Source organism: Pseudoalteromonas sp. S1650 (assembly GCF_005887195.1).
Classification (GTDB): Bacteria; Pseudomonadota; Gammaproteobacteria; order Enterobacterales; family Alteromonadaceae; genus Pseudoalteromonas; species Pseudoalteromonas simplex.
Genome location: NZ_PNDF01000076.1, coordinates 23,229 through 44,099, shown reverse-complemented (window position 1 = coordinate 44,099; position 20,871 = coordinate 23,229). Strand labels below are relative to the sequence as shown.

Annotated in this window: 25 protein-coding genes; 16 read left to right on the top strand and 9 right to left on the bottom strand. The window is 41.0% G+C overall.

Features of this window, described 5'->3' with window-relative positions; genetic code table 11:
• Window positions 1-18: 18 nt before the first annotated feature.
• Window positions 19-744 carry a carboxy-S-adenosyl-L-methionine synthase CmoA gene (gene cmoA, locus CWB80_RS18865; RefSeq protein ID WP_054551943.1) on the bottom strand — a complete coding sequence of 242 codons (726 nt, stop codon included), beginning with the start codon at window positions 742-744 and terminating at the stop codon, window positions 19-21.
• 118 nt (window positions 745-862) lie between these two features.
• Here cmoA and CWB80_RS18860 point away from each other — a divergent pair, with 118 nt between their 5' ends.
• Complete coding sequence (locus CWB80_RS18860) at window positions 863-1,543, top strand: DUF3334 family protein (protein ID WP_054551591.1); 681 nt, start codon at window positions 863-865, stop codon at window positions 1,541-1,543.
• Window positions 1,544-1,681: 138 nt separating this feature from the next.
• Here the strand turns inward: CWB80_RS18860 and CWB80_RS18855 are convergent, their stop codons facing one another.
• The 4 genes from CWB80_RS18855 to CWB80_RS18845 all read right to left on the bottom strand — a co-directional run bounded on the left by CWB80_RS18855 (window position 1,682) and on the right by CWB80_RS18845 (window position 3,654).
• Window positions 1,682-2,383: a hypothetical protein gene (locus CWB80_RS18855; protein ID WP_138599715.1), complete on the bottom strand. Its 702-nt coding sequence runs from the start codon at window positions 2,381-2,383 to the stop codon at window positions 1,682-1,684.
• Between the two features lie 149 nt (window positions 2,384-2,532).
• Window positions 2,533-2,865, bottom strand: a complete 333-nt coding sequence (locus tag CWB80_RS18850) for a hypothetical protein (RefSeq protein WP_138599714.1) — start codon at window positions 2,863-2,865, stop codon at window positions 2,533-2,535.
• 12 nt (window positions 2,866-2,877) lie between these two features.
• A complete protein-coding gene (locus CWB80_RS23140; RefSeq protein ID WP_267237894.1) occupies window positions 2,878-3,003 on the bottom strand; it encodes a lysozyme family protein in 126 nt (41 codons plus the stop codon).
• A 258-nt stretch (window positions 3,004-3,261) separates the two neighbouring features.
• Window positions 3,262-3,654, bottom strand: a complete 393-nt coding sequence (locus CWB80_RS18845) for a hypothetical protein (RefSeq protein ID WP_138599713.1) — start codon at window positions 3,652-3,654, stop codon at window positions 3,262-3,264.
• Between the two features lie 343 nt (window positions 3,655-3,997).
• On the opposite strand from CWB80_RS18845, the gene CWB80_RS18840 reads away from it, so the two are divergent.
• The 3 genes from CWB80_RS18840 to CWB80_RS18830 all read left to right on the top strand — a co-directional run bounded on the left by CWB80_RS18840 (window position 3,998) and on the right by CWB80_RS18830 (window position 5,802).
• Window positions 3,998-4,276 carry a hypothetical protein gene (locus tag CWB80_RS18840; protein ID WP_138599712.1) on the top strand — a complete coding sequence of 93 codons (279 nt, stop codon included), beginning with the start codon at window positions 3,998-4,000 and terminating at the stop codon, window positions 4,274-4,276.
• A gap of 74 nt (window positions 4,277-4,350) precedes the next feature.
• A complete protein-coding gene (locus CWB80_RS18835) occupies window positions 4,351-4,653 on the top strand; it encodes an immunity protein TriTu family protein (protein ID WP_138599711.1) in 303 nt (100 codons plus the stop codon).
• Window positions 4,654-4,785: 132 nt separating this feature from the next.
• Window positions 4,786-5,802, top strand: a complete 1,017-nt coding sequence (locus tag CWB80_RS18830; RefSeq protein ID WP_166339430.1) for a DUF5924 family protein — start codon at window positions 4,786-4,788, stop codon at window positions 5,800-5,802.
• Between the two features lie 37 nt (window positions 5,803-5,839).
• Here CWB80_RS18830 and CWB80_RS18825 read toward each other — a convergent pair whose 3' ends face one another.
• Together CWB80_RS18825 and CWB80_RS18820 are read right to left on the bottom strand one after the other, a co-directional pair.
• The gene (locus tag CWB80_RS18825) at window positions 5,840-6,334 is read right to left on the bottom strand and encodes a M48 metallopeptidase family protein (RefSeq protein WP_054551586.1); all 495 of its coding nucleotides are present in this window, start codon (window positions 6,332-6,334) and stop codon (window positions 5,840-5,842) included.
• Window positions 6,335-6,356: 22 nt separating this feature from the next.
• Complete coding sequence (locus CWB80_RS18820) at window positions 6,357-7,205, bottom strand: DUF72 domain-containing protein (protein ID WP_054551585.1); 849 nt, start codon at window positions 7,203-7,205, stop codon at window positions 6,357-6,359.
• A gap of 227 nt (window positions 7,206-7,432) precedes the next feature.
• Here CWB80_RS18820 and aspS point away from each other — a divergent pair, with 227 nt between their 5' ends.
• From aspS to CWB80_RS18785, 7 genes are all read left to right on the top strand, one after another.
• A complete protein-coding gene (aspS, locus tag CWB80_RS18815; protein ID WP_054551584.1) occupies window positions 7,433-9,202 on the top strand; it encodes an aspartate--tRNA ligase in 1,770 nt (589 codons plus the stop codon).
• Window positions 9,203-9,311: 109 nt separating this feature from the next.
• Complete coding sequence (locus CWB80_RS18810) at window positions 9,312-9,518, top strand: hypothetical protein (RefSeq protein WP_054551583.1); 207 nt, start codon at window positions 9,312-9,314, stop codon at window positions 9,516-9,518.
• A complete protein-coding gene (locus CWB80_RS18805) occupies window positions 9,515-10,105 on the top strand; it encodes a pentapeptide repeat-containing protein (protein ID WP_235373734.1) in 591 nt (196 codons plus the stop codon). Before CWB80_RS18810 ends, CWB80_RS18805 begins: the two co-directional genes overlap by 4 nt.
• Window positions 10,106-10,136: 31 nt before the next feature.
• Complete coding sequence (locus tag CWB80_RS18800; protein WP_054551582.1) at window positions 10,137-10,721, top strand: GNAT family N-acetyltransferase; 585 nt, start codon at window positions 10,137-10,139, stop codon at window positions 10,719-10,721.
• Window positions 10,715-11,449 carry an alpha/beta fold hydrolase gene (locus tag CWB80_RS18795; protein WP_054551581.1) on the top strand — a complete coding sequence of 245 codons (735 nt, stop codon included), beginning with the start codon at window positions 10,715-10,717 and terminating at the stop codon, window positions 11,447-11,449. Before CWB80_RS18800 ends, CWB80_RS18795 begins: the two co-directional genes overlap by 7 nt.
• Window positions 11,450-11,617: 168 nt before the next feature.
• Window positions 11,618-12,460, top strand: coding sequence for an isopenicillin N synthase family dioxygenase (locus CWB80_RS18790; protein WP_054551580.1), 843 nt, complete (start codon window positions 11,618-11,620; stop codon window positions 12,458-12,460).
• 203 nt (window positions 12,461-12,663) lie between these two features.
• Entirely contained in the window at window positions 12,664-14,112 is a 1,449-nt protein-coding gene (locus CWB80_RS18785) for a DEAD/DEAH box helicase (RefSeq protein WP_138599710.1), read from the top strand.
• 42 nt (window positions 14,113-14,154) lie between these two features.
• Here the strand turns inward: CWB80_RS18785 and CWB80_RS18780 are convergent, their stop codons facing one another.
• Together CWB80_RS18780 and CWB80_RS18775 are read right to left on the bottom strand one after the other, a co-directional pair.
• Window positions 14,155-14,907: a DUF3307 domain-containing protein gene (locus tag CWB80_RS18780; protein ID WP_138601678.1), complete on the bottom strand. Its 753-nt coding sequence runs from the start codon at window positions 14,905-14,907 to the stop codon at window positions 14,155-14,157.
• Window positions 14,904-15,518: a hypothetical protein gene (locus CWB80_RS18775; protein ID WP_171041557.1), complete on the bottom strand. Its 615-nt coding sequence runs from the start codon at window positions 15,516-15,518 to the stop codon at window positions 14,904-14,906. The genes CWB80_RS18780 and CWB80_RS18775 overlap by 4 nt, the downstream gene beginning before the upstream one ends.
• Window positions 15,519-15,673: 155 nt before the next feature.
• On the opposite strand from CWB80_RS18775, the gene CWB80_RS18770 reads away from it, so the two are divergent.
• From CWB80_RS18770 to nagB, 5 genes are all read left to right on the top strand, one after another.
• Window positions 15,674-16,168: a LabA-like NYN domain-containing protein gene (locus tag CWB80_RS18770; RefSeq protein ID WP_138601674.1), complete on the top strand. Its 495-nt coding sequence runs from the start codon at window positions 15,674-15,676 to the stop codon at window positions 16,166-16,168.
• Window positions 16,169-16,537: 369 nt separating this feature from the next.
• On the top strand, window positions 16,538-17,452 hold the full coding sequence (gene nagK / locus CWB80_RS18765; protein WP_138601672.1) for an N-acetylglucosamine kinase: 915 nt from the start codon (window positions 16,538-16,540) through the stop codon (window positions 17,450-17,452).
• Window positions 17,452-18,564 (top strand): N-acetylglucosamine-6-phosphate deacetylase, encoded by a 1,113-nt coding sequence (gene nagA / locus CWB80_RS18760; protein WP_138601670.1) that lies wholly within the window; start codon window positions 17,452-17,454, stop codon window positions 18,562-18,564. Before nagK ends, nagA begins: the two co-directional genes overlap by 1 nt.
• Window positions 18,565-18,627: 63 nt before the next feature.
• On the top strand, window positions 18,628-19,758 hold the full coding sequence (gene nagX, locus CWB80_RS18755) for a transmembrane glucosamine N-acetyltransferase NagX (RefSeq protein ID WP_138601668.1): 1,131 nt from the start codon (window positions 18,628-18,630) through the stop codon (window positions 19,756-19,758).
• Between the two features lie 210 nt (window positions 19,759-19,968).
• Window positions 19,969-20,763 carry a glucosamine-6-phosphate deaminase gene (gene nagB / locus CWB80_RS18750; protein ID WP_063705946.1) on the top strand — a complete coding sequence of 265 codons (795 nt, stop codon included), beginning with the start codon at window positions 19,969-19,971 and terminating at the stop codon, window positions 20,761-20,763.
• Window positions 20,764-20,871 lie beyond the last annotated feature (108 nt).

The window sequence follows — 20,871 nt, the reverse complement described above, 5'->3', positions numbered from 1 at the left end:
TTTATATCGTTGTGATGATTACTTGATTGCAATCATCGAGCAGAAGTTAAAACATTGATACCACACTTGCGTTTGGCTAAAACCAATTTCACTTAATCGGTTTAAGTGGGTAGATAAATGATCAGGACGCATGACATTTTCGATAGCGGTGCGCTTTTGGCTGATCTCAAGCTCCGAATAGCCGTTGTGACGTTTAAAATCATGGTGTAAATCAATGAGCAAATTATCGCATTGCTCATTTTCACCTCTAATTTTTTCGCTCAGCAGCAAAACACCGCCTGGTTTTAAATTTGCGTAAATCTTTTCAAGCACCGCTTGGCGCTTTTCAGGTGGAATAAACTGTAGTGTAAAGTTCATCGCGACCACAGAGGCATTCTCGATAGCTAAATCGTTGATATCACCCAGTGTAACCGTGACCGGCACGTCAGAGCGAAAACCTTGTAAATGTAATTTACAGCGCTCAACCATCGCTTCTGAGTTATCGACGGCAATAATATTACAGTTATCAGTGCGAATATTGCGGCGCATACTTAACGTTACAGCACCAAGAGAACAGCCTAAGTCGTATAGGTTTGAATTGCTTTGCGCGTACTCACCAGCCAGCTTACCCATGGTGCTAACAATGGTTGCGTAACCCGGCACCGAGCGCTGGATCATATCAGGGAAAACTTCTACTACATGTTGGTCAAAGCTAAAGTCTTTAACCGCTTGCTCAGTGGCATAAATACTGTCTTTTTGCGTCACTTGAACAGTCTCTTTAAAAAATAATACCGCTATTTTAGCATTTTTAACTGGATAGTCAGTGATAAATTCAGTAGCTTGGCTAGAATTATCAATAACAAGTACAAAAAAGAGAAGTTTAATGACAAAAAGCAAAGTGATCAGTACAGAAGATATCTTATCAACTCTGTGTCATTCAGTGACTGGAGTTCTGTCTTCAGCAAGCGGTAACAGTATTAGTTATTCTGCCATGGTTCAAAAAATTACCCGTACCTGTATGCGCCCAGATATTGGCTGTTTTGTATTGTTCGATGGTGGCTTTACCGGTCTTGTGGTAACAAACTTCACAGCGCAAGCTGCCATGGAAATTTACCATGACTACATGCGTAACATGGGAATGCCAGAAGAAGAAATTGCACAAAGCCATTTATCAGATGATGTGGCAAACGTACTCGGCGAACTGATGAACCAAATCGTTGGTGACTTTACGTCAAAAGTACGCGACCAGCTGCATACTTCTATCACGCAAAACCAACCTAAGATGATGGCAATTAATAAGCAGGTGCAAATCTCTGTTGATACCACTATGGATAGACCACAAGCACGCCGTGTGACCTTCACCACAGCGAAGCAAAATATCTTCTATCTAGAATTAGCCATGGATAAAACTGAATTTATCAAACTACATGACTTTGATATTTCAGAAGCGGTTGACCCGGATGACATCATCGAAAACGAAGCTAAACAAAAAGCTGAAAAGCAAAAAGCATCATCACAAGCAGACGATGCAGATGATGATTTTATGGCAGAACTTGGTTTGTAACCCAAAGACTTGAGCTGTCAGCCGTCAGATAAAAATAGAGGCGCGGGTTAGACCGCGCTTTTTTTGTGTTTAAATTGTTTGTTGAGTTCAATGTGGATTTGTTTATAGATTCTAAATTACACATCCATATTTAATTTTCTAATTTCGCCAGAGCAACATAGGATCTTCAACTGAGGATAATTTAGTTAGTACTACCCAATCAGTTCCTTTCCCAAACGCATCTTTTACAAACCAATCCATACGGATGAAAATATCTTGGTAACCATCACGATTAAAGTCTGCACGTGCAACTTGAGTATAATGCACCTCTAAACCATCTACCTCTACCGAAATACTGTTTTCACGGGATGCTGCAACGAACGTAAGGCTTTTATCGTAAGATGATAAACTACCAGTTCGCCCTTCTAAACTTTCGCCTCCTAAATTGGGAATCGCCGAAGCAGGAAGGTGCTTAATTGTTTCGAAGTCAAATAATTCAGGCCAGAAACTATAGGCAGTTTTTGGTGCGTTGAAGTATCTATTTGCCCCCACACAGTTGGCTTTAAGCCATTGCCAGCGGTCATACTCCCAGTCCACAACAATATCATCGCCGCTTTGAAGTATAAAAGAGCACCCTTTAGCAAAAAATGGCTTTTTGTCAGTTCCTGTAAACTCAATATTGAATTTGATATCCTCCAAAGAGTCATTATTCTCGATTTGTTGTTCAAATATCAAAGGGTTTAGCCAAGCAGTTTCAATGTTTTGCTGTTGTTTTGATGGTTGGTTGCTTGTAGAGCAAGCGCTTAACAAGGTAAAAATAACACTAACGTATATTCCTAAACGTAATAATTGCTGAGACATGCTTTTAACCTCTTAAGGTGTGATTGACTGTTTTTGGGCAGAAAGGAATAAGTTGCTGACATAGTTGTTTCTTGAACTTGAAATGCCAACCCTTTTACTCTCAACTGCTGCAACAATCCAGTCTTCTTTCTTAATGGCGTTATTCATTTTTACATACTGCGTACGCAGCCCAAATTAAAGACCATATCAAGTAATGCTTTCAGTACTGAATAGGGCATTAAATCAAAGCTTTTAGCGAAGCCATTAGACGTGGTGTAATATTTAGTAAGTTCACTATAGAATTTTAAAATGTGTTTTTCTTTTTGCGCTACTATATCATGGTCTTTCATAATTAAAGTTGTATGCAATTTGTAAAAATTTGCATTGCGACTAAAGCCATAGGGTTGCTTTTTTATCGAGTCATACTCAGCTTGCTTCTCAGCTAATGAAGCTAACACAAGCGTGTTGTTTGAATTATTTTTATACATGACAACTGATGCCATGGCTGCTTTGTTTTAAATTAGATGACCGATTCCCACAGTATCTAATCCTCTGGTATCAAGATACAAATGAGGAACTCGTCCTTCAAACTTCTCAGTATTTTTAATAACCTCTGTTTTTACGTTTGCATTTAATGGCATTAGATATTCCTTTCTTTACCTTTTATTTTATTAGGAGTTAATTTCAGTTATTAACAAGATTAAATATTAACTGGAAACTAACTTTTCAATTGTATATTGGGCTTATATTGGGTTCAGTTATTAATTTGATATTAATGCGAGGTTTGTTGAATCAATAAATGGGAGGCGTTATGTGTATTGTTATAAAATGCTAAATAGTAAATAAATGCAGGGTGGAATGCGATTTAAGTTGCAATTTAACATTTTTTAATGTGTACGTTACAGAACCTTTTGTAACCATGTTTTCTCATCTATTTTCAGATAAATTGCGCTAGTATTCTCAGAAGCCAATAATATCCCGTTAGGAAAAGAAGTTACTCTAAAATTAAATTTTTCTGTCTGCATTATTGAAAAAATAGAAACATATAAATCGTTTTTTGAAGCTTGAATATCACCCTTAGACTCTAAAATATTCAACATCATCTCGAATGCTTCATCTAGGCTCATTGATGAGTGTATAGTACTGGATGAAATTGCTTCAGCACCTCGACACTCTGAATACAAAGTAGTTTCACCTAGTTGCATTGACTCTGCACATTGCTCTGCTTTTGCGCAGCCAATAGAAAGTAATGATAAAGAAAGTATTAAAGTGAATTTCAATTTAACGTGCATAATCTACCTCTATTCTCCAACCCCTCCACTGTGAAAAAATAATTTCAAGCATTTTAGGTGTTCGACTGAAGTTATCCAAGTTTGATTGAATAGTCAAAAGTGTTTTTATTTAACATGAGCTTTCAGCCGTCAGATAAAATAGAGGTGCGGGTCAGGCCGCGTTTTTTTGTTTTGAAAAGGCTATAAGACTTAGTGTTCTATGTTGAGTTTATTTCAACGCTGAAATTCAATTGAGGGTACTGAACCCTAAGTTTGAAATATGGTTTTTCAGCTTTCATTAAGTTAATGTCTTGGTGTGTAATACATAAATTAATCTACTGAAATAACTCAATAGGCAATTGAATTGAAGTTTAATCACATATACCAAGATGTTATTGTCAATGAAGTGAAGTTAAAACGCGCTGGGAGTGAGTTTCAAGTGTTTGTTACATTCCAAACTCAATCGGAGACTCTACATGTTGTACTTAATGGAGTCCGAGAGATTGATAATATTTCTGATTTGTTAGAAGCAAAACAACTTTGGCTCGAATATAGCGAATCTGATCAAGCTGAGTATGGCAAATTTACCCTAGGTATTTCACATGAGAGTTATACGGAAATTTGCTTTGACTCATTAGGTTAAGAGCCTTGTAAGCTACCTCGGTATAAAAATAGTGCTTGGTAGCAATTGCTTACATTCTTATGTTGAGGAAAATAATGCTGCAAGAATTAGATAATTGGAGAAATTCAAAATCTAAAATTTTGACAATTGAAAAGCTCAAGGTGGTTCTCTCTGCTCAATTGGGTGAGCCAATTAAAGCTCAATACATCGAAATTAAAGGCAATGGCCTTATAGCAAGAGCAACACTTTGGGAAAATGGTAATCTTGTATTAAAAGCTATGTGTTGTCAGTCTGATAAGCAGGTAATTTTAAAACATCTGAATTCATGTGAGGCATGGCAAATTGACGATGAACTTAACTGGTGGTTGAGTCAAATTGTTATTTACGAACCTTCATAATCGATACAGTTGAGTAATTAGTCTTGGCTCAAAACTTACAGCTTAAAGCTTTGAACTTAAAGCTCGTTTTAAAGCCTACATTCATCCAATTTATGCTTTACTCATAAAGCCTTAAATGGATTTGATGATTGCATGAATTACTTAAAAAACTTTATAACTAAATTTGTTTTCATGATGCAGAAGCGGCCGGGGTTGATGGCGGTGTTGGCTTTTTGTAGTGGTGTAGCAAGCTATGTCTTTGTTGAACGAAAAGAATCGTTTTCGCAGCTTATCTCTATTTTGTTATTAGTCACTTGGTTGTGGTTGTTAATAGATAACTGGCTAAGAGATAAGGTAGAGGAGCGTTTTGGTGTGGCGGTGTCGCCTAATGTGATGCGCTTTGCGCTGCAAGTTGTGCAGCAAGAAAGTTTGTTTTTTGCTTTACCATTTTTCTTAGCGGTGACTACTTGGGACCATGGTCAGGCCGCGTTTACCGCTTTAATTATACTTTGTGCGTTCGTTTCTGTTGTTGATCCTCTCTATTATAAAAAGCTTGCAAGGCACAGTGTCTGGTTTAGTGTGTTTCATAGCTTTTCTTTGTTTGTCGTGCTGTCGGTTACCTTGCCTATTTTATTAAAGTTAACGACCAGCCAAAGTTTTGAAATTGCACTAATAACAGCTGTTATTTTAACGGTCCCCAGTCTTGGCAATTTGATGCCTAATGCTAAATGGTGGCGTTTTCCGTTGTTGGTGTTATTGCTTTGTTCATTAGGTGCCGGGCTTTGGCAATTACGTAGTTTTGTGCCACCTGCAGCACTGCGTTTAACCGATATGAGTATGTCATATCAGCTAGATGCACAAGCTCGTAAACCGCTTTCGCCAATAACAGAACTCACTGAGCAGAGCTTACATGAAAACGGTCTATATAGTTTTAGTGCGGTAAAAGCACCGCGAGGTTTAAATGAGAAAATCTTCCACGTTTGGGTGCATAATCGAAAAGAAGTTGACCGTATAGCCTTGGATATTTCTGGTGGTCGTAAAGAGGGCTATCGAGCGTGGAGCCATAAAACGAATTTCCCTGCTAATGCTGCAGGGAAATGGGTCGTCAAAGTGGTTACCGAGTCTGGGCAGCTGATAGGGCAAAGAAGGTTTGAGGTTTCAGAAGTTTAGCTGTCAGCTTTCAGCCGTCAGTTTTTAGCTGATAGTTTTAATACGGATTTTTCCCTTCACCTACCAACACACTGAATATTCTTAAATCTAGTTCTAGTTGATGATATTGCGGCTCCATGTGGCAGCAAAGTTGATAGAAGGCTTTGTTGTGGTCTTTTTCTTTAAAGTGAGCCAGCTCATGTACGACGAGTGCTTTGAGAAGTGGTTCAGGTGCGCGAAGCAGGTCGCTATTAATGGCAAGATCGTGTTTTCGGGTTTTACCTTGCATACGAAAAGTATGGGTGCCTAAGGCATTTGTGACCATATCGCCTTGTTTTTTGAATGCGGCACGACCAAAAGGCAGGGCATTTTTAAGGTAGCGCTTTTTTAGTTCAGTGGCGTAATTGTATAAAGCTTTATCGCTGGTAATGCTATGCGCATCAGGGTATTTGCCTTTAAGGTATTTTGCGGCCCTGTCGCCATTAAATAGCTGTAACACTTGCTCAATGATTTGAGGCGGGTAACCTTGAAAATAACGGCTGTAATCTTTCATGTTTTCTCTGATAAATCGGGCGCTAAAATAAACTGCTTTGGCTTGCTTCGCGTTCACCTATAAAAGGTGCAAGCACGGGGTGATTGTAACCTAAATCTTGGCAAAACTGTCTTGCTAAAAGTGGTGACTGGCGATTATCTGCGGTATGAAAAAACAAATAGGGTGATTTTCCTTCATCAAGCCACTGTTTTACTTTTTTCAGCCATGGCTGGTAATACGACTTGTATTCATGTTCAAGACTGGCAATCACAAAGCGCAGCATAGGCTGATTTCCTGTTGCAATGGCATGCACAGGTAAATAAGGCTTTTTCTTTTGCGCATCAATGAGTGCATCGGTATCGGCGGGAACAGCAAATAAAGCGCGGGTATCCATGCTGATGCGATCTATATTATTTTCAATTAACAGCTGATTTAAACGAATTTCAGCATCATCTTTATTAAAAAAGCCGGGGTGACGTACTTCTACACCGTAACTAAGTTGTTTGGGGAGTTGTGCAATAAAATTTGCAAGCAGGGGTAGGGCATCTGGTTCAAAGGCACGGGGTAGCTGTAACATAATTTGCCCCGTTTTAGCAAAAATTGGCTCAAATAAGTTTAGCCACGCATTAAGCTCACTAGTTATATTCGTCAGCTGTAATTCGTGACTAAAACGCCGATGAAACTTAAAAGTAAATTTAAAGTCTTCGGGTACCGCATCATGCCAGCGCAATAATGACTCATGACTTGGATCAGCATAAAAACTGGTGTTGCCCTCGACTGAATTAAAAGATTGCGCATACTCACTGAGCATGTCGGCGCTTTTACAGTGACTAGAGAGTAAATTTCCTTTCCATGCGGTGCTAGACCACTGCGGACAACCTAAATACAGCATTAAACCAACCAATAAATTTAAACTTTAGCTAGTGTATCAAAAGAAATGTTTGCTCAGAAGTCGAGGTATATATTTAGCCCCCGACAGGCACTGCTGGCACTCGCATTTTGCGATGGTTTGGGTATAATGCTCTGCCTTAAATGATTACTTTGTATAGTGGCTTTTGCTCTCAAAATAGCGAACTCTTAAGAGCAGGCGGCTATAAGTCTTTAACTGACAGGAATACTATGCGCTCTATATATTGCGGACAGCTAAATAAATCTCACGTAGATCAAGAAGTTGAACTATGTGGTTGGATCAACAAACGCCGTGACCTTGGTGGTCTTATCTTCGTCGATTTACGTGACAGAGAAGGTTTAGTACAAGTTGTTTTTGATCCTGAAGTAGAAGGATTAATGGATACTGCGAATAAACTACGTCAAGAGTTTTGTGTGCAGTTAAAAGGTGTTGTTCGCGCACGCCCTGATAGCCAAGTAAATAAAGACATGGCAACAGGTGAAGTTGAAATTTTAGGCACAAGCTTAACTATCATCAACCGTTCTGAGCCATTACCACTTGATTTTAATCAGCAAAACTCTGAAGAGCGCCGCTTAAAATACCGTTACTTAGATTTACGTCGTCTTGAAATGAGCGACCGTATCAAACTTCGTGCAAAAGCGAGCAGCTTTGTGCGTCGTTTCTTAGATGACAACGGTTTCCTAGATATCGAAACACCAGTACTAACAAAAGCAACACCAGAAGGTGCCCGTGACTACTTAGTACCTAGCCGTGTTCATAAAGGTAGCTTCTACGCTTTACCTCAGTCACCACAGTTATTTAAACAATTATTAATGATGTCGGGCTTTGACCGTTACTATCAAATTGTTAAATGTTTCCGTGACGAAGACTTACGTGCTGACCGTCAGCCAGAATTCACACAAATCGATTTAGAGACGTCATTCATGAGCTCTGATGAAGTGCGTGCAATGACTGAGAAAATGATCCGCGAAATGTGGCAATCATTACTAGACGTTGACTTAGGCGACTTCCCAGTAATGCCATACAGCGAAGCAATGCGTTTATATGGTTCTGATAAACCAGACCTACGTAACCCAATGCAACTTGTAGACGTTGCTGATTTAGTAAAAGACGTTGAGTTTAAAGTATTCTCTGGTCCTGCTAATGACGAAAAAGGCCGTGTTGCTGTATTAACTGTACCAGGCGGTGCTGAGCTTTCTCGTAAACAAATCGACGATTACACTAAATTCATCGGTATCTATGGCGCGAAAGGCCTAGCATGGATGAAAGTGAACGACCGTGCAGCGGGCGTTGAAGGTGTACAGTCACCAATCGCTAAGTTCTTAAACGAAGAGGTGATCAACCAGTTACTTGAGCGTACTAACGCACAATCTGGCGACATCATTTTATTTGGTGCTGATAAGCGTAACGTTGTAAACGAAGCGATGGGCGCGCTACGTCTTAAGATTGGTGTTGATTTAGGTATTACTGATCTTGATAGCTGGAAACCATTATGGGTAGTTGACTTCCCAATGTTCGAAGAAGACGACGAAGGTACATTGCATGCGGTTCACCACCCATTCACTGCACCGAAAGGTATTTCTCCTGAAGAGCTTGAAGCAAACCCAGCTGGTGCACTATCAGATGCATACGACATGGTATTAAACGGCTACGAAGTTGGTGGTGGTTCGGTACGTATTCACAATGCAGAAATGCAAGAAACAGCATTTAGAATTTTAGGTATCGAAGCGCAAGAGCAGCAAGACAAGTTTGGCTTCTTACTTGATGCACTTAAATACGGTACGCCACCGCATGCAGGTCTTGCGTTTGGTCTTGACCGTTTAGTTATGCTGTTATGCGGTACTGATAACATTCGTGACGTTATTGCTTTCCCTAAAACAACGCAAGCATCATGTTTATTAACAGATGCACCAAGCAAAGCAAATGCAGATGCATTAACTGAGCTTGCACTTGATGTTGTAGCGAAAGACGCTGAATAATTCATAATAACCTGAATTATAAGGCTTAATGAATAATAACCCTAAGGTGTATGCCTTAGGGTTTTTTTGTGCTTAAATGAATATTTGGTATGTTCTTCAAGGAAAGAGTATGAATATCAGTGCAACTTTTTTAGGTTATTTTGTACTTGTTCTGTTCCCACTGTTTGCCGCTATCAGCTATTTCTTAGGTAAGCGTAAAACCTCAACACCAATCGTGGTGGTCGTTATTGGTGGGTTACTAGGGCTAATTCCATTGTTTGGTCTTATTTTTATTGCTGTACTTGCGCTTAAACAAGATATTGAGACCACCGCGTGATTGCAAGCCATTCCCTTTATTTTGAGCATACCTTTGAAGCAAACCTTGCAGGGCAAACATTTTCGCATTGCGAATTTGAGCAATGTGAATTTATCGACTGTGACTTTAGCAATAGTCAGTTTGAAAACTGCCGGTTTATAGAGTGTGAGTTTAAAAATTGTAATTTAGCTACGCTTGGGCTTAGATACACCTCGCTTGAAGAAGTAAGCTTTAAACAGTGTAAATTAACCAGTGTTCGTTTTACTGATGTTGATTGGCCGCTACTCGCCAGCCGTGCTCCAGTGAGTTTTGTTGGCTGTGAACTTAGCCACAGCAGCTTTTTTGAACTTAGTTTAAAAGCTTTAAAAATGCGTAGCTGTTTTGCCAAAGATGTTGATTTTAGACATGCAGATTTAACATCTGCTGATTTTACTGATACGGACTTTCGTGACAGTTTGTTTCAACAAACCAACCTCAGTAAAGCTAATTTTATTGGTGCCAGTCATTTCGCCATTGATATAACAGCTAACAATATCAGTAAGGCCAAATTTGAACGTTATGCCGCTTTGGATTTATTAGCAGGGCTCGATATAGAGCTGGTGGATTAAATATTATTACTAATTAAGGTTAAGGAAAGTTATGGATTTAAGCCCCATCACCTTAGAAGGTCAATTTGTTAAATTAGTGCCGTTAACGCTTGAGCACCGTGATGCTTTAGTAAACGCCGCTTCAGATGGAAAGCTTTGGGAGCTTTGGTTTACCTCAGTGCCCAATGAAGAACGTGTTGACGATTATTTAAATATGGCGTTTGAACAACAGTCACTTGGTCGCGCAATACCATTTGCTGTCATCGATAAACACACCGATGAGGTGATAGGCTCAACTCGCTTTTGTAATATCGACAGTAAAAACCGCCGTTTAGAAATTGGCTATACCTGGTATGCCAAGCGTTTTCAGCGTACTGGGGTTAATACTGATTGTAAAAAACTGCTACTGAGTTATGCATTTGAAATACTTAATGTGATTGCTGTTGAGTTTCGTACCCATTGGCATAATCAGGCTTCGCGCAATGCCATTGCTCGCTTAGGGGCGAAACAAGATGGGGTGCTTCGTAATCACCAAATAATGGCTGATGGATGCGTACGCGACACCGTGGTGTTTTCAATTATTGATGGTGAGTGGCCTATGGTTAAACGTAGTTTAGAATTCAAATTAGCATGTTAAATATTAAAAAGCCGGCGCTATTGCTCGCTTTAACGCTTTGCGGGCAAACAGCCTTTGCAAATCAAACAGAGACACTGTTTGATACTGAGCGGGCACGCCATATTCCGGTGACCATTACAGCAGCCGATAGCAAATGCACGATAAAAAAGAAATGCCCCGTGGCGTTTATTGGGGCAGGCTACGGTATGGCACATACAGACTATCAATTTGCCCAGCAGGCCTTTCATCAGCATGGTTACTTAACGGTTGAAGTGGCTCATGAGTTAAAAGGCGATCCGAGTTTAAACCCTGAGCCACCCTACATGACCACACGCATGGAAAACTGGCACCGCGGTGTACAAACCCTTGAGTTTTTAGCTGTAGAACTTGCAAAGCGATATCCTGCGTATGACTTTAATCAGCTCACTTTATTTGGGCACTCAAATGGCGGTGATATTGCAGCGTTATATGCCGCTATTTATCCTGCTAAGGTGGCTAAGCTGATCACCCTTGATCATCGCCGTATGCTGACCCCAAGAAACAATAATATTGCTGTACTGACACTACGCGGTAGCGATTACCCAGCAGATGACAACGTATTGCTAACGCCGCAAGAACTTGCTATGTACCCAGTGACGCAAATTAAGCTTAAAGATTCGCGCCATAACGATATGTATGATGGTGGCCCAAAAGCGCTTGTAGAACGAATGAGTAAAGAGCTCAACGCATTTTTACTTGCTAATAAATAGCAAATGATTTGTTGCTTGATCTGTATCAAAGTTAAGGAGCTAAGCAAGGTTGAGCGGACATAAGTCCTTATGTTTTTACCTGTGTTTCTCTATCCTCGCGAAGCGCTATAATGAAGAAATGCTATGCTTAGCACAGACTTCTTGAACCTTATTCACTGGAAAAGACAAATGCAACATTTACCTACCGTTGATTATAAAGCGAGCGATGCGGCCGCTCAATTTGTTGAGTCACTAAGAAACACAGGTTTCGGTGTACTAAAAAATCACCCAATCCCTCAGTCATTAGTTGAGTCTATTTACAAAAATTGGCAAGAATTCTTTAATTCTGAGCAAAAGCACGAGTTTTTATTTTCAAAAGAAACACAAGATGGTTACTTCCCACCATCAGTGTCAGAAGTTGCAAAAGGCTTTACCGTTAAAGATATTAAAGAGTACTACCACGTTTATCCAAAAGGCCGCGTTCCAGCACAGCTAGAAGAAGAAATCCGTGAGTACTACCGTTTAGCGAATGAGTTTGCAGCAACATTATTAAGCTGGGTTCAAGCTGAAGCACCAGAAGAGGTGCGCGCTAAGTTCTCTATCGACCTTAAAGATATGATTGCTAACTCTGAGCAAACACTTCTGCGTATTCTTCATTACCCACCAATGACAGGTGATGAAGAGCCAGGTGCAATCCGTGCAGCAGCGCATGGCGACATCAATCTACTAACTGTATTACCTGCGGCAAATGAGCCAGGTTTACAAGTACAAAAAACAGATGGTGGTTGGTTAGACGTACCATGTGATTTTGGTAACCTGATCATCAATATTGGTGACATGTTACAAGAAGCGTCAGGTGGTTACTTTCCATCAACGATTCACCGCGTGATCAACCCAACGGGTAAAGCGTCAACGAAATCACGTATTTCGTTACCGCTATTCTTACACCCGCGTCCTGATGTTGTGCTTTCTGAGCGTTACACAGCAGACAGCTACTTACAAGAGCGTTTACGCGAACTTGGTGTCAAGTAAAGATTGGTTATACCCGAACCACCTTGAGGTGATTTGGGTATATAAGACAAAGCGGCATTTGAGCCGCTTTTTTTATGCCTGAAATTAGGCTGCTCAGTTCGCTATTAAGTGCTAGTTTGCAAATAATTCCATGCATTATTGACTATCCTAGGTATAATGCGCGCACTTCGCCGAATCGGCTGAAATTTTTAAAGAGAGATAGTATGAGTTTTGATGGGTTAGGTTTATCACCAGCTTTAGTAAATGCAGTTTTAGAAAAGGGCTATGAAGCACCAACGCCTATTCAATCACAAGCTATCCCTGCGATCATTGAAGGCCGTGATGTTATGGCCGCAGCGCAAACTGGTACAGGTAAAACAGCAGGTTTTACACTGCCGTTAATCGAGCGTTTGTCAAAAGGCCCTAAAGCCGGTGGCAATAAAGTACGTGCATTAGTATTGGCACCAACTCGTGAGCTAGCTTTACAAGTAAGCGAAAATGTTGAGCAATATGCTAAGCATTCAAATGTTAGCTCATTTGTTGTTTATGGCGGCGTTAAAATTAACCCGCAAATGATGCGCCTTCGTAAAGGTATTGATATTTTAGTGGCCACACCTGGTCGTTTATTAGATCTGCACAATCAAAATGCTGTTAAGTTTGATGATTTAGAAGTGCTGATCCTTGATGAAGCAGACCGTATGCTTGATATGGGCTTTATTCATGACATCAAACGTATCATTGCTAAATTGCCTGCTAAACGTCAAAACCTGATGTTCTCAGCGACGTTCTCTGATGAAATTCGTGAACTTGCAAAAGGGCTCATTAATGACCCCGTTGAGATTTCAGTTGCGGCAAAAAACACCACGGCTAAAACGGTTACTCAATCTGTTTATGCGCTAGATAAACCACGTAAAACAGCATTGCTTAGCCACCTGATCCGTACTAACGATTGGCAGCAAGTATTGGTATTTTGTCGTACTAAGCATGGTGCGAATCGTTTAGTTAAGCAGCTTGAACGCGATGATATTGTCGGCGCTGCCATTCACGGGAATAAATCACAAGGCGCTCGTGTTAAAGCACTCGAAGGCTTTAAATCGGGTGAAGTGCGCGTACTAGTTGCAACCGATATCGTTGCCCGTGGTCTTGATATTGTTGAGCTACCTCACGTTGTTAACTACGATCTACCAAATATTTATGAAGATTACGTACATCGTATTGGCCGTACAGGCCGAGCGGGTGCATCGGGTCATGCTATTTCGTTTGTAACAGTAGATGATGCCGACGATTTATATGGTATTGAGCGCTTTATTGGTGAGCTTATTCCGCGTGCAACCGAAGCAGGTTTTGAGCCAAGCAAACCGGTTGCTGAAAAGCCGCTAGATACGCGCCCTATCAAGCCGAAAAAGCCAAAGAAACCGAAAAAGCCAAAAGCACCAGCTCAAGATGGTCAAGGTGCAGCAAAACCTGCACAAAAGCTAAAACCTAAATCGCAAAAGCGTCCTTCACAAGGTAAGTGGCAGGGTAAGGGTAAAGAGCAAGGCCAAAACCAAAAAGGCGCTAACAACGGGAATAAATCAAATAACACTAAACCAACAGGTAATAAACCTGCGGGTAATCGTCAGCGTGTATCGGGGCCATCTCGCCCAAGACGTAAGCCCGCTGCGGATAGTTAATAGCAGTAAAAACAAAAAACGCGCAATTGCGCGTTTTTTGTTTTAAATGAGTTTAATGCAATATAAGGTGGTGACACCAATAAAGAGTGTCACGGTGACACTTAACAAAGTGCCCAGCATGACATACTCAGTAAGTTGTTTTTCGCTACTTTCTTTTAAATCACCGAATCGAAAGATAGATTTGGCCGCCAGTAGAAAGCCCACGCCGCCGTATTCACCTAACAAGATAAAGCTCAACATTAACACTCGCTCGAGCAAGCCAATAAAATGCCCCGCGGCAGGAATGCTGCCTTCATTGTTTATCTGAATATTGATTTTCTCTAGCATCATGCGAATAAACACAGAGCTTGGGTTAAGCACCAATAAATAAGCTGCAATAACAAACAAAGTATCGAGGGCAATCAGCTTTTGCCACGCTAAGCTATAAAATTCATTCTTATCACTAAGCCAAACGCTTAGCATTACAATCACAACAAGATGCGCCAACTGGTCGAGTAAAAACGGCACTACGCCTTTATTTGAATATGACTTTGCCAAGTCAATGACATAGTGGCTTAGCATAATTGCAACCGTTGCTAACAATACACGAGAGAACTCTTGCCAGCCGTAAGTGTATTCCCATAGTGTGAGCACAGCTAAAGAGGTCACGCCGTGTGTTAATACGTGCAAATAGAGTTTACTGGCACGAAAGTGACGGTTGTTTCTGTCGTGTACCCAGCTCATTGGCTGCCAATAAAAGTCTGCAAGTAAGTGGCCCAATACTAATGCGGTGAGTAATAGAGCAAAACTGGTCATAACAATCCTTTGAGTGTGGTTTGGCTGTAATTTATAAAGCGCTCGATAAGTTGATAATGCGCCAGGTTGAGTAACTTAGTGACATTCTCTCGGCTCGTATTAAGCTCTTTGGCAAGCTCTGCATGGCTGTTGTTCTCGGCGGTTAAGTAATAAAACAGGGCATTAGCCTGCTTTTGACTCATTTTTTCAAGCAGGACTTCAATAAGCGCAATATTAAGCGCAAAGCCTTCTTCAAGGGTGTTATTTTCAATATTTAACACTAAGCGTTGCTGGCTCATGTTATCTAAACCACGGCCTGATAAGGTATAAGCACTGCCTGTGGCTGTTTTAATATCGGCGCGGGGGTTATCGAGTGAGCCAATGGCCAAGCTTTGTCGCAGCTCGTAATTGGCTGCTTTCATTTGCAAATACAACAAGATGGCTGCATGACATACCAGTTCTGGCTCCGTTAGCTGTATTTGGAATGCATCGCCACGGTAAATGGTAAAGCTTGCATTAAAGCGCTTAGCAACAAAGCGCAAGCTTTGATCAAGCTGATAAAGCATGGCGTCGTATTCTTGCTGTGGAATTTTTTGTGATTTAATTAAATCACCGCTGATCACCGCAATCATTATGATCCCTTAGATTAAGTAACTTAATTTAGTTACATCGCGATAAGTAACCAAATTTGGTTACTTTGTTTTATGTAACCAATTTAGGTTACTTTTTCGTAAATATCAACCTAGATATGCTACAGTGAACACAAATCACTAAATACAGAAAAGTTATGTCAGCAGTTGATAAGCCAAAAGTCGGTATCTTTGTAGATGTACAAAACATTTATTACACCTGTAGAGAAAGCTACAAGAAAAATTTTGACTACAATGCCTTTTGGGCACAAATGAGCGAACGCTACCAAATTGATTGCGCCATTGCGTATGCAATATATCGGGGCGATGAAAAGCAATCGCAGTTTCAAAATATTCTGCGCGCAATTGGTTTTGAGGTAAAACTGAAACCTTTTATTCAGCGCAAAGATGGCAGTGCAAAAGGGGATTGGGATGTTGGCATTACCATTGATATGCTAGAGCATGCCAAGCAGCTCGATAAATTGGTATTGCTTTCGGGTGATGGTGATTTTGCCTTATTACTTGGTCACTTAGCGAATAAGTATCAGCTACCGTGTGATGTCTATGGAGCAGAGCATCTCACCGCAGATATTTTAAAGCAAGCCGCCGCTGAATTTCATTGTATTGATGATTCACTGCTGTTATCAAGGTAAAAAAATATTCCTATAAAAATAAAATGTTTAACTAAAGTATTATTTCAGCTAAGCTAACATTAACTACACTTGATGATAAATAAAGGAATAGGCGCGTACAACGCACTAAATTATGCAAAAAAGCATAAATAAAGGTGTAATAGGACATTGTGATGTGGTTTCTAATTTTCTTGTCTGTTAAATAAAGCGTTTTAATTCAATTAATTAAAAATAAATATGAAAGTTATACGAATTTTTATAAAAAATATAATGACAACGCTGTCATTTGTTGTGTAACATTAAATCAACAAAGGTTGAGATGATTTCGCATTCTGATAAGCAAAATAATGCGATTTAGACAAAAACTAAACGAAGGCTAGGGGTCGTTAAATGATGGCGAAGAGTGTGAATGAGGACCAATTGTTTATTGGTATTGATGGTGGCGGAACGAAATGTCGAGCAACTATCTACTCTGTTAAACAAGGTGTATTAGGAACTGGCCTAGGTGGTCCTGCAAATCCATTACATGGTTTGGAACGTACTCTCGAATCAATTATGGTCTCAACACAATTAGCACTTCGTGATGCGGGTTTACCGCTTGAAACCGTTCATCAGCTTTATGCCGGCTTAGGTTTAGCAGGTGTAAACCTGCCAAGTTTGTACGACAAGATTATGGAATGGGAGCATCCATTCAAACAAATGTTCCTCACCACCGACTTACATACAGCCTGTATCGGTGCACACGAAGGGAGTGATGGTGCGGTGATCATCACAGGCACTGGCTCATGTGGTTTCTCATGTGTAAATGGTCGCACAACTAACTTTGGTGGTCATGGCTTTGCCTTAGGTGATAAAGGCAGCGGCGCCTGGATGGGTCTTGAAGCAATAAAAGCGACATTACTAGACCTTGATGGCCTAGGCGAAGCAACAAATCTGACTAACGTGATCACAGAGCATTTTGCAGCTGACAATGCAATGGCGATTGTTGAGCAAATGTCAGGTCAGCCTTCGAGTAGTTTTGCTAAATTAGCCCGCTATGTATTTGAAGCAGCTAATAACAACGACAAAGTTGCGGTTTCGATTGTGAAAGAAGGGGCTGATTACGTTAGTAAATTAGCGCAGCGCTTATTAGAGAATAACCCGCCACGTTTATCTATGATTGGCGGTTTAGCTGAGCCATTAAATAAATGGCTTGCAGAAGATATTGCGAAACGCGTTGAATCTCCTATTCAACCACCGGAAATGGGCGCTGTGTATTTTGCTCAGCAATCTGTGCTTGAACAAAACCAAGAGGTAAGTTTGTAATGACGATTTATCATGCAAGTTCATTGTTTACCGGGGACGAATTTTTATCTGATGTATATTTTAGCGTCGATAATGGTGTATTTAACCGTGTTGAAGCAGATGCTAATGCCGTTGCATTAACGGGGTTAGTGGCCCCCGGTTTTATTGATGTGCAAGTGAATGGCGGTGGCGGGGCGTTTTTTAACGCTGAACAAACGCCAGATTGCTTAGATAGAATAGCCAAAGCACACGGTCAGTTTGGTTCAACAGCGATTATGCCAACGCTGATCACTGACCAAGTCGAAGTCATGGCAAAAGCGGCCGATGCAACTGCACAAGCAATTGCTGAAGGTGTTCCGGGCGTAATGGGTGTGCACTTCGAAGGACCGCACCTTTCATTGCCGAAAAAAGGCACCCACAGCGAGCAATTTATTCGCCCTATTACAGAGCAAGAATTTGCAATTTATGCCCGCCAAGACTTAGGCATTAAAATGGTTACCTTAGCACCTGAGAATGTCAGTGCTGATGATATCGCGCGCTTGGTTGAGTGTGGTGTAAAAGTATCAATTGGCCACACCAATGCAGACTTTGCGACCACAAATGCAGCACTTGCTGCAGGGGCAGATGGTTTTACCCACTTATTTAATGCTATGTCAGCATTTACATCGCGAGAGCCTGGTGTTGTGGGTGCTGCACTTTGGGATGATAACAGCTGGTGCGGTTTAATTGTTGATGGTCACCATGTACACCCATCATCAGCTAAATTAGCAATTCGCAGCAAACAGCGCGGAAAAATTATGTTAGTCACAGATGCAATGCCACCTGTGGGGACTGATGATATGGAGTTTGATTTCTTTGATGGCCGTAAAGTTATTCGTACTGGCGATAGATTAAATTCAACGACCGGTGAATTAGCAGGCAGCGTACTTGATATGGCAAGTGCGGTGCGCAACACAGTGAACACATTGGATGTTAGCCTTGCTGAGAGCTTACGTATGGCATCACTTTATCCTGCACAATATTTAGGTTTACATAAAAAAGGTCGCTTACTGAGCGGGTTTGACGCTGACTTTGTGGTGTTAGACGCACAGCAAAATGTACAAGCCACCTTTATTGCTGGAAAAGCGCTATAACAAGCTTCCCTGGTAAAAACCCCGCCGTTGTATCGCGGGGCTTTTTCTATTTAAGGTAATACAATGACAACAACACAACCAACAAGAAAACGTTTGGCATCGCTGGATGCACTGCGCGGCATGGATATGTTTTGGATATTAGGCGGACAGTCACTATTCGCAGCGCTCTTCGTTTTAACTGGCTGGACTGGCTGGAAAGTTTTTGAAGCACACACAGTGCACAGCGTTTGGCATGGCTTCACATTTTACGATTTGATTTTCCCATTGTTTATATTCTTATCGGGTGTTGCGATGGGGTTAGCCCCGAAACGCATTGACCATTTACCGTTTGATGAGCGCAAAGTGTATTACCGTAAGGCGGGTAAACGTCTTTTACTATTGTGTTTATTAGGTATTTTGTATAACCACGGCTGGGGCACAGGGATGCCGATGGCGTTAGATGAAATTCGCTATGCCAGTGTGCTTGGCCGCATCGCTATTGCGTGGTTCTTCTGTGCAATGTTGGTTTGGCATACTGGTTTACGAACACAAATTATTACCGCTGCGGCTATTTTAGTGGGTTATTGGTTACTACTTTGTTTTGTTCCAGTGCCGGGTGGCAGTGCTGGTGACCTTTCAGCAGCAGGGAGTTGGAATGCATGGTTTGATGCACACTTACTGCCGGGGATTAGTTATCAAAACCGTGTAGTAGACCCAGAAGGTGTGTTGTCGAATATCCCTGCGATAGTTAATGCATTAATGGGCGTGTTTGCAGGTCAATTAGTGGCACGTGCTCAGCAAATTGGCGAGTGGAAAATGACCGCCTTATTGTTCGCCGCAGGTGTGGTAAGTGTATGCTTAGGCTGGTTATGGGATTTACAGTTCCCAGTAAATAAAGAACTTTGGACCAGCTCATTTGTGCTTGTAACCGTTGGCTGGAGTGCCATATTGCTCGCCGTATTTTATGCACTGGTTGATATTTTACCGGGGCAATGCGCTGCGTATCCATTTGTGATCATAGGTGCAAACTCGATTATTATTTATTTAGCGTCAAGTCTAGTGAATTGGGGTTATGTAAGCCAAAGCGTATTTGGTGGGGTGGTTCGAGCTGTGCCAGCGGCATGGCAACCCCTGATGGCGGTGATTGCGTTATTAGCAGTACAAATGCTGGTATTGCATTGGATGTATCGCCGTAAGATCTTTGTTAGTGTTTGATAATTATTAAACACTAACAGAAAGAGTAATTTTTTATTCACTTTTACTTTACAAAGATAAAACTAGAAGTGATAATGACAGCGTTGTCATAATGGTTGTAGCTACTGCATCGTATCCTGGCAGTGGTTTGATCTAAAACCCAGCTCGATTGCACGTGGGGTTGGGTTTTAGGTCCCATTTTTTTCCAACTTATAATTAGAGCTAATCGATATGCAAATAGTGATTCTTGATGATGCAGCCCAAGTTGCAGCGTATGGTGCCAACATCTTTGCTAAACAATTACTAAAAAAACCAGCCTCGGTACTCGGTCTTGCCACAGGTTCAACACCTGTTGCTTTGTACCAACAACTGATCGAAAAAAATAAAGCTGGCGATATTTCGTTTAGCCAAGCGACAACATTTAACTTAGACGAATACTTAGGTTTAACTGGCGAGCATCCTCAAAGTTACCGTTACTTTATGAATGAGCAGCTGTTTAACCATGTTGATATCGACAAACAAAACACCCATGTACCGCCGGGTGATGCAGTAAATCCGCTTGTTGCTTGTACTGAATATGAGCAAAAAATCACAGCGGCTGGTGGTGTTGACGTACAACTACTTGGTATTGGCCGTAATGGTCACATCGGTTTTAACGAACCTTCATCAGGTTTGACATCACGCACCCGTGTAAAAACACTGACGAAAGCGACGATTGAAGACAATGCACGATTTTTTGCAGAAGGCGAATATCAACCGCATTTATCAATCACTATGGGCATTGGCACTATTTTAGAAGCCAAAAAAGTTGTGCTTTTAGCAACGGGTGCAAGTAAAGCGGATGCCGTTCATGCCATGGTAGAAGGCCCGTTAATGGCTAAATGCCCAGCTTCAGCACTGCAACTTCATAAAGATGCGGTGATCATCATTGATAAAGCTGCCGCGAGTAAATTAGAAGATTTAGAGTTCTATCAGCATATTGAAGCTGAGAACCAAAAACTACAAGCGCATTTAGCGACCTTGTAAAATTGTGAGAGAGAATAAAAAAGCCCAGTTTGGGCTTTTTTTATGCCTGTAATAAATTGGGTTTATTATCCGCTTATGGTAGTTTTAGCGAGTAAACTATTTTCAAGG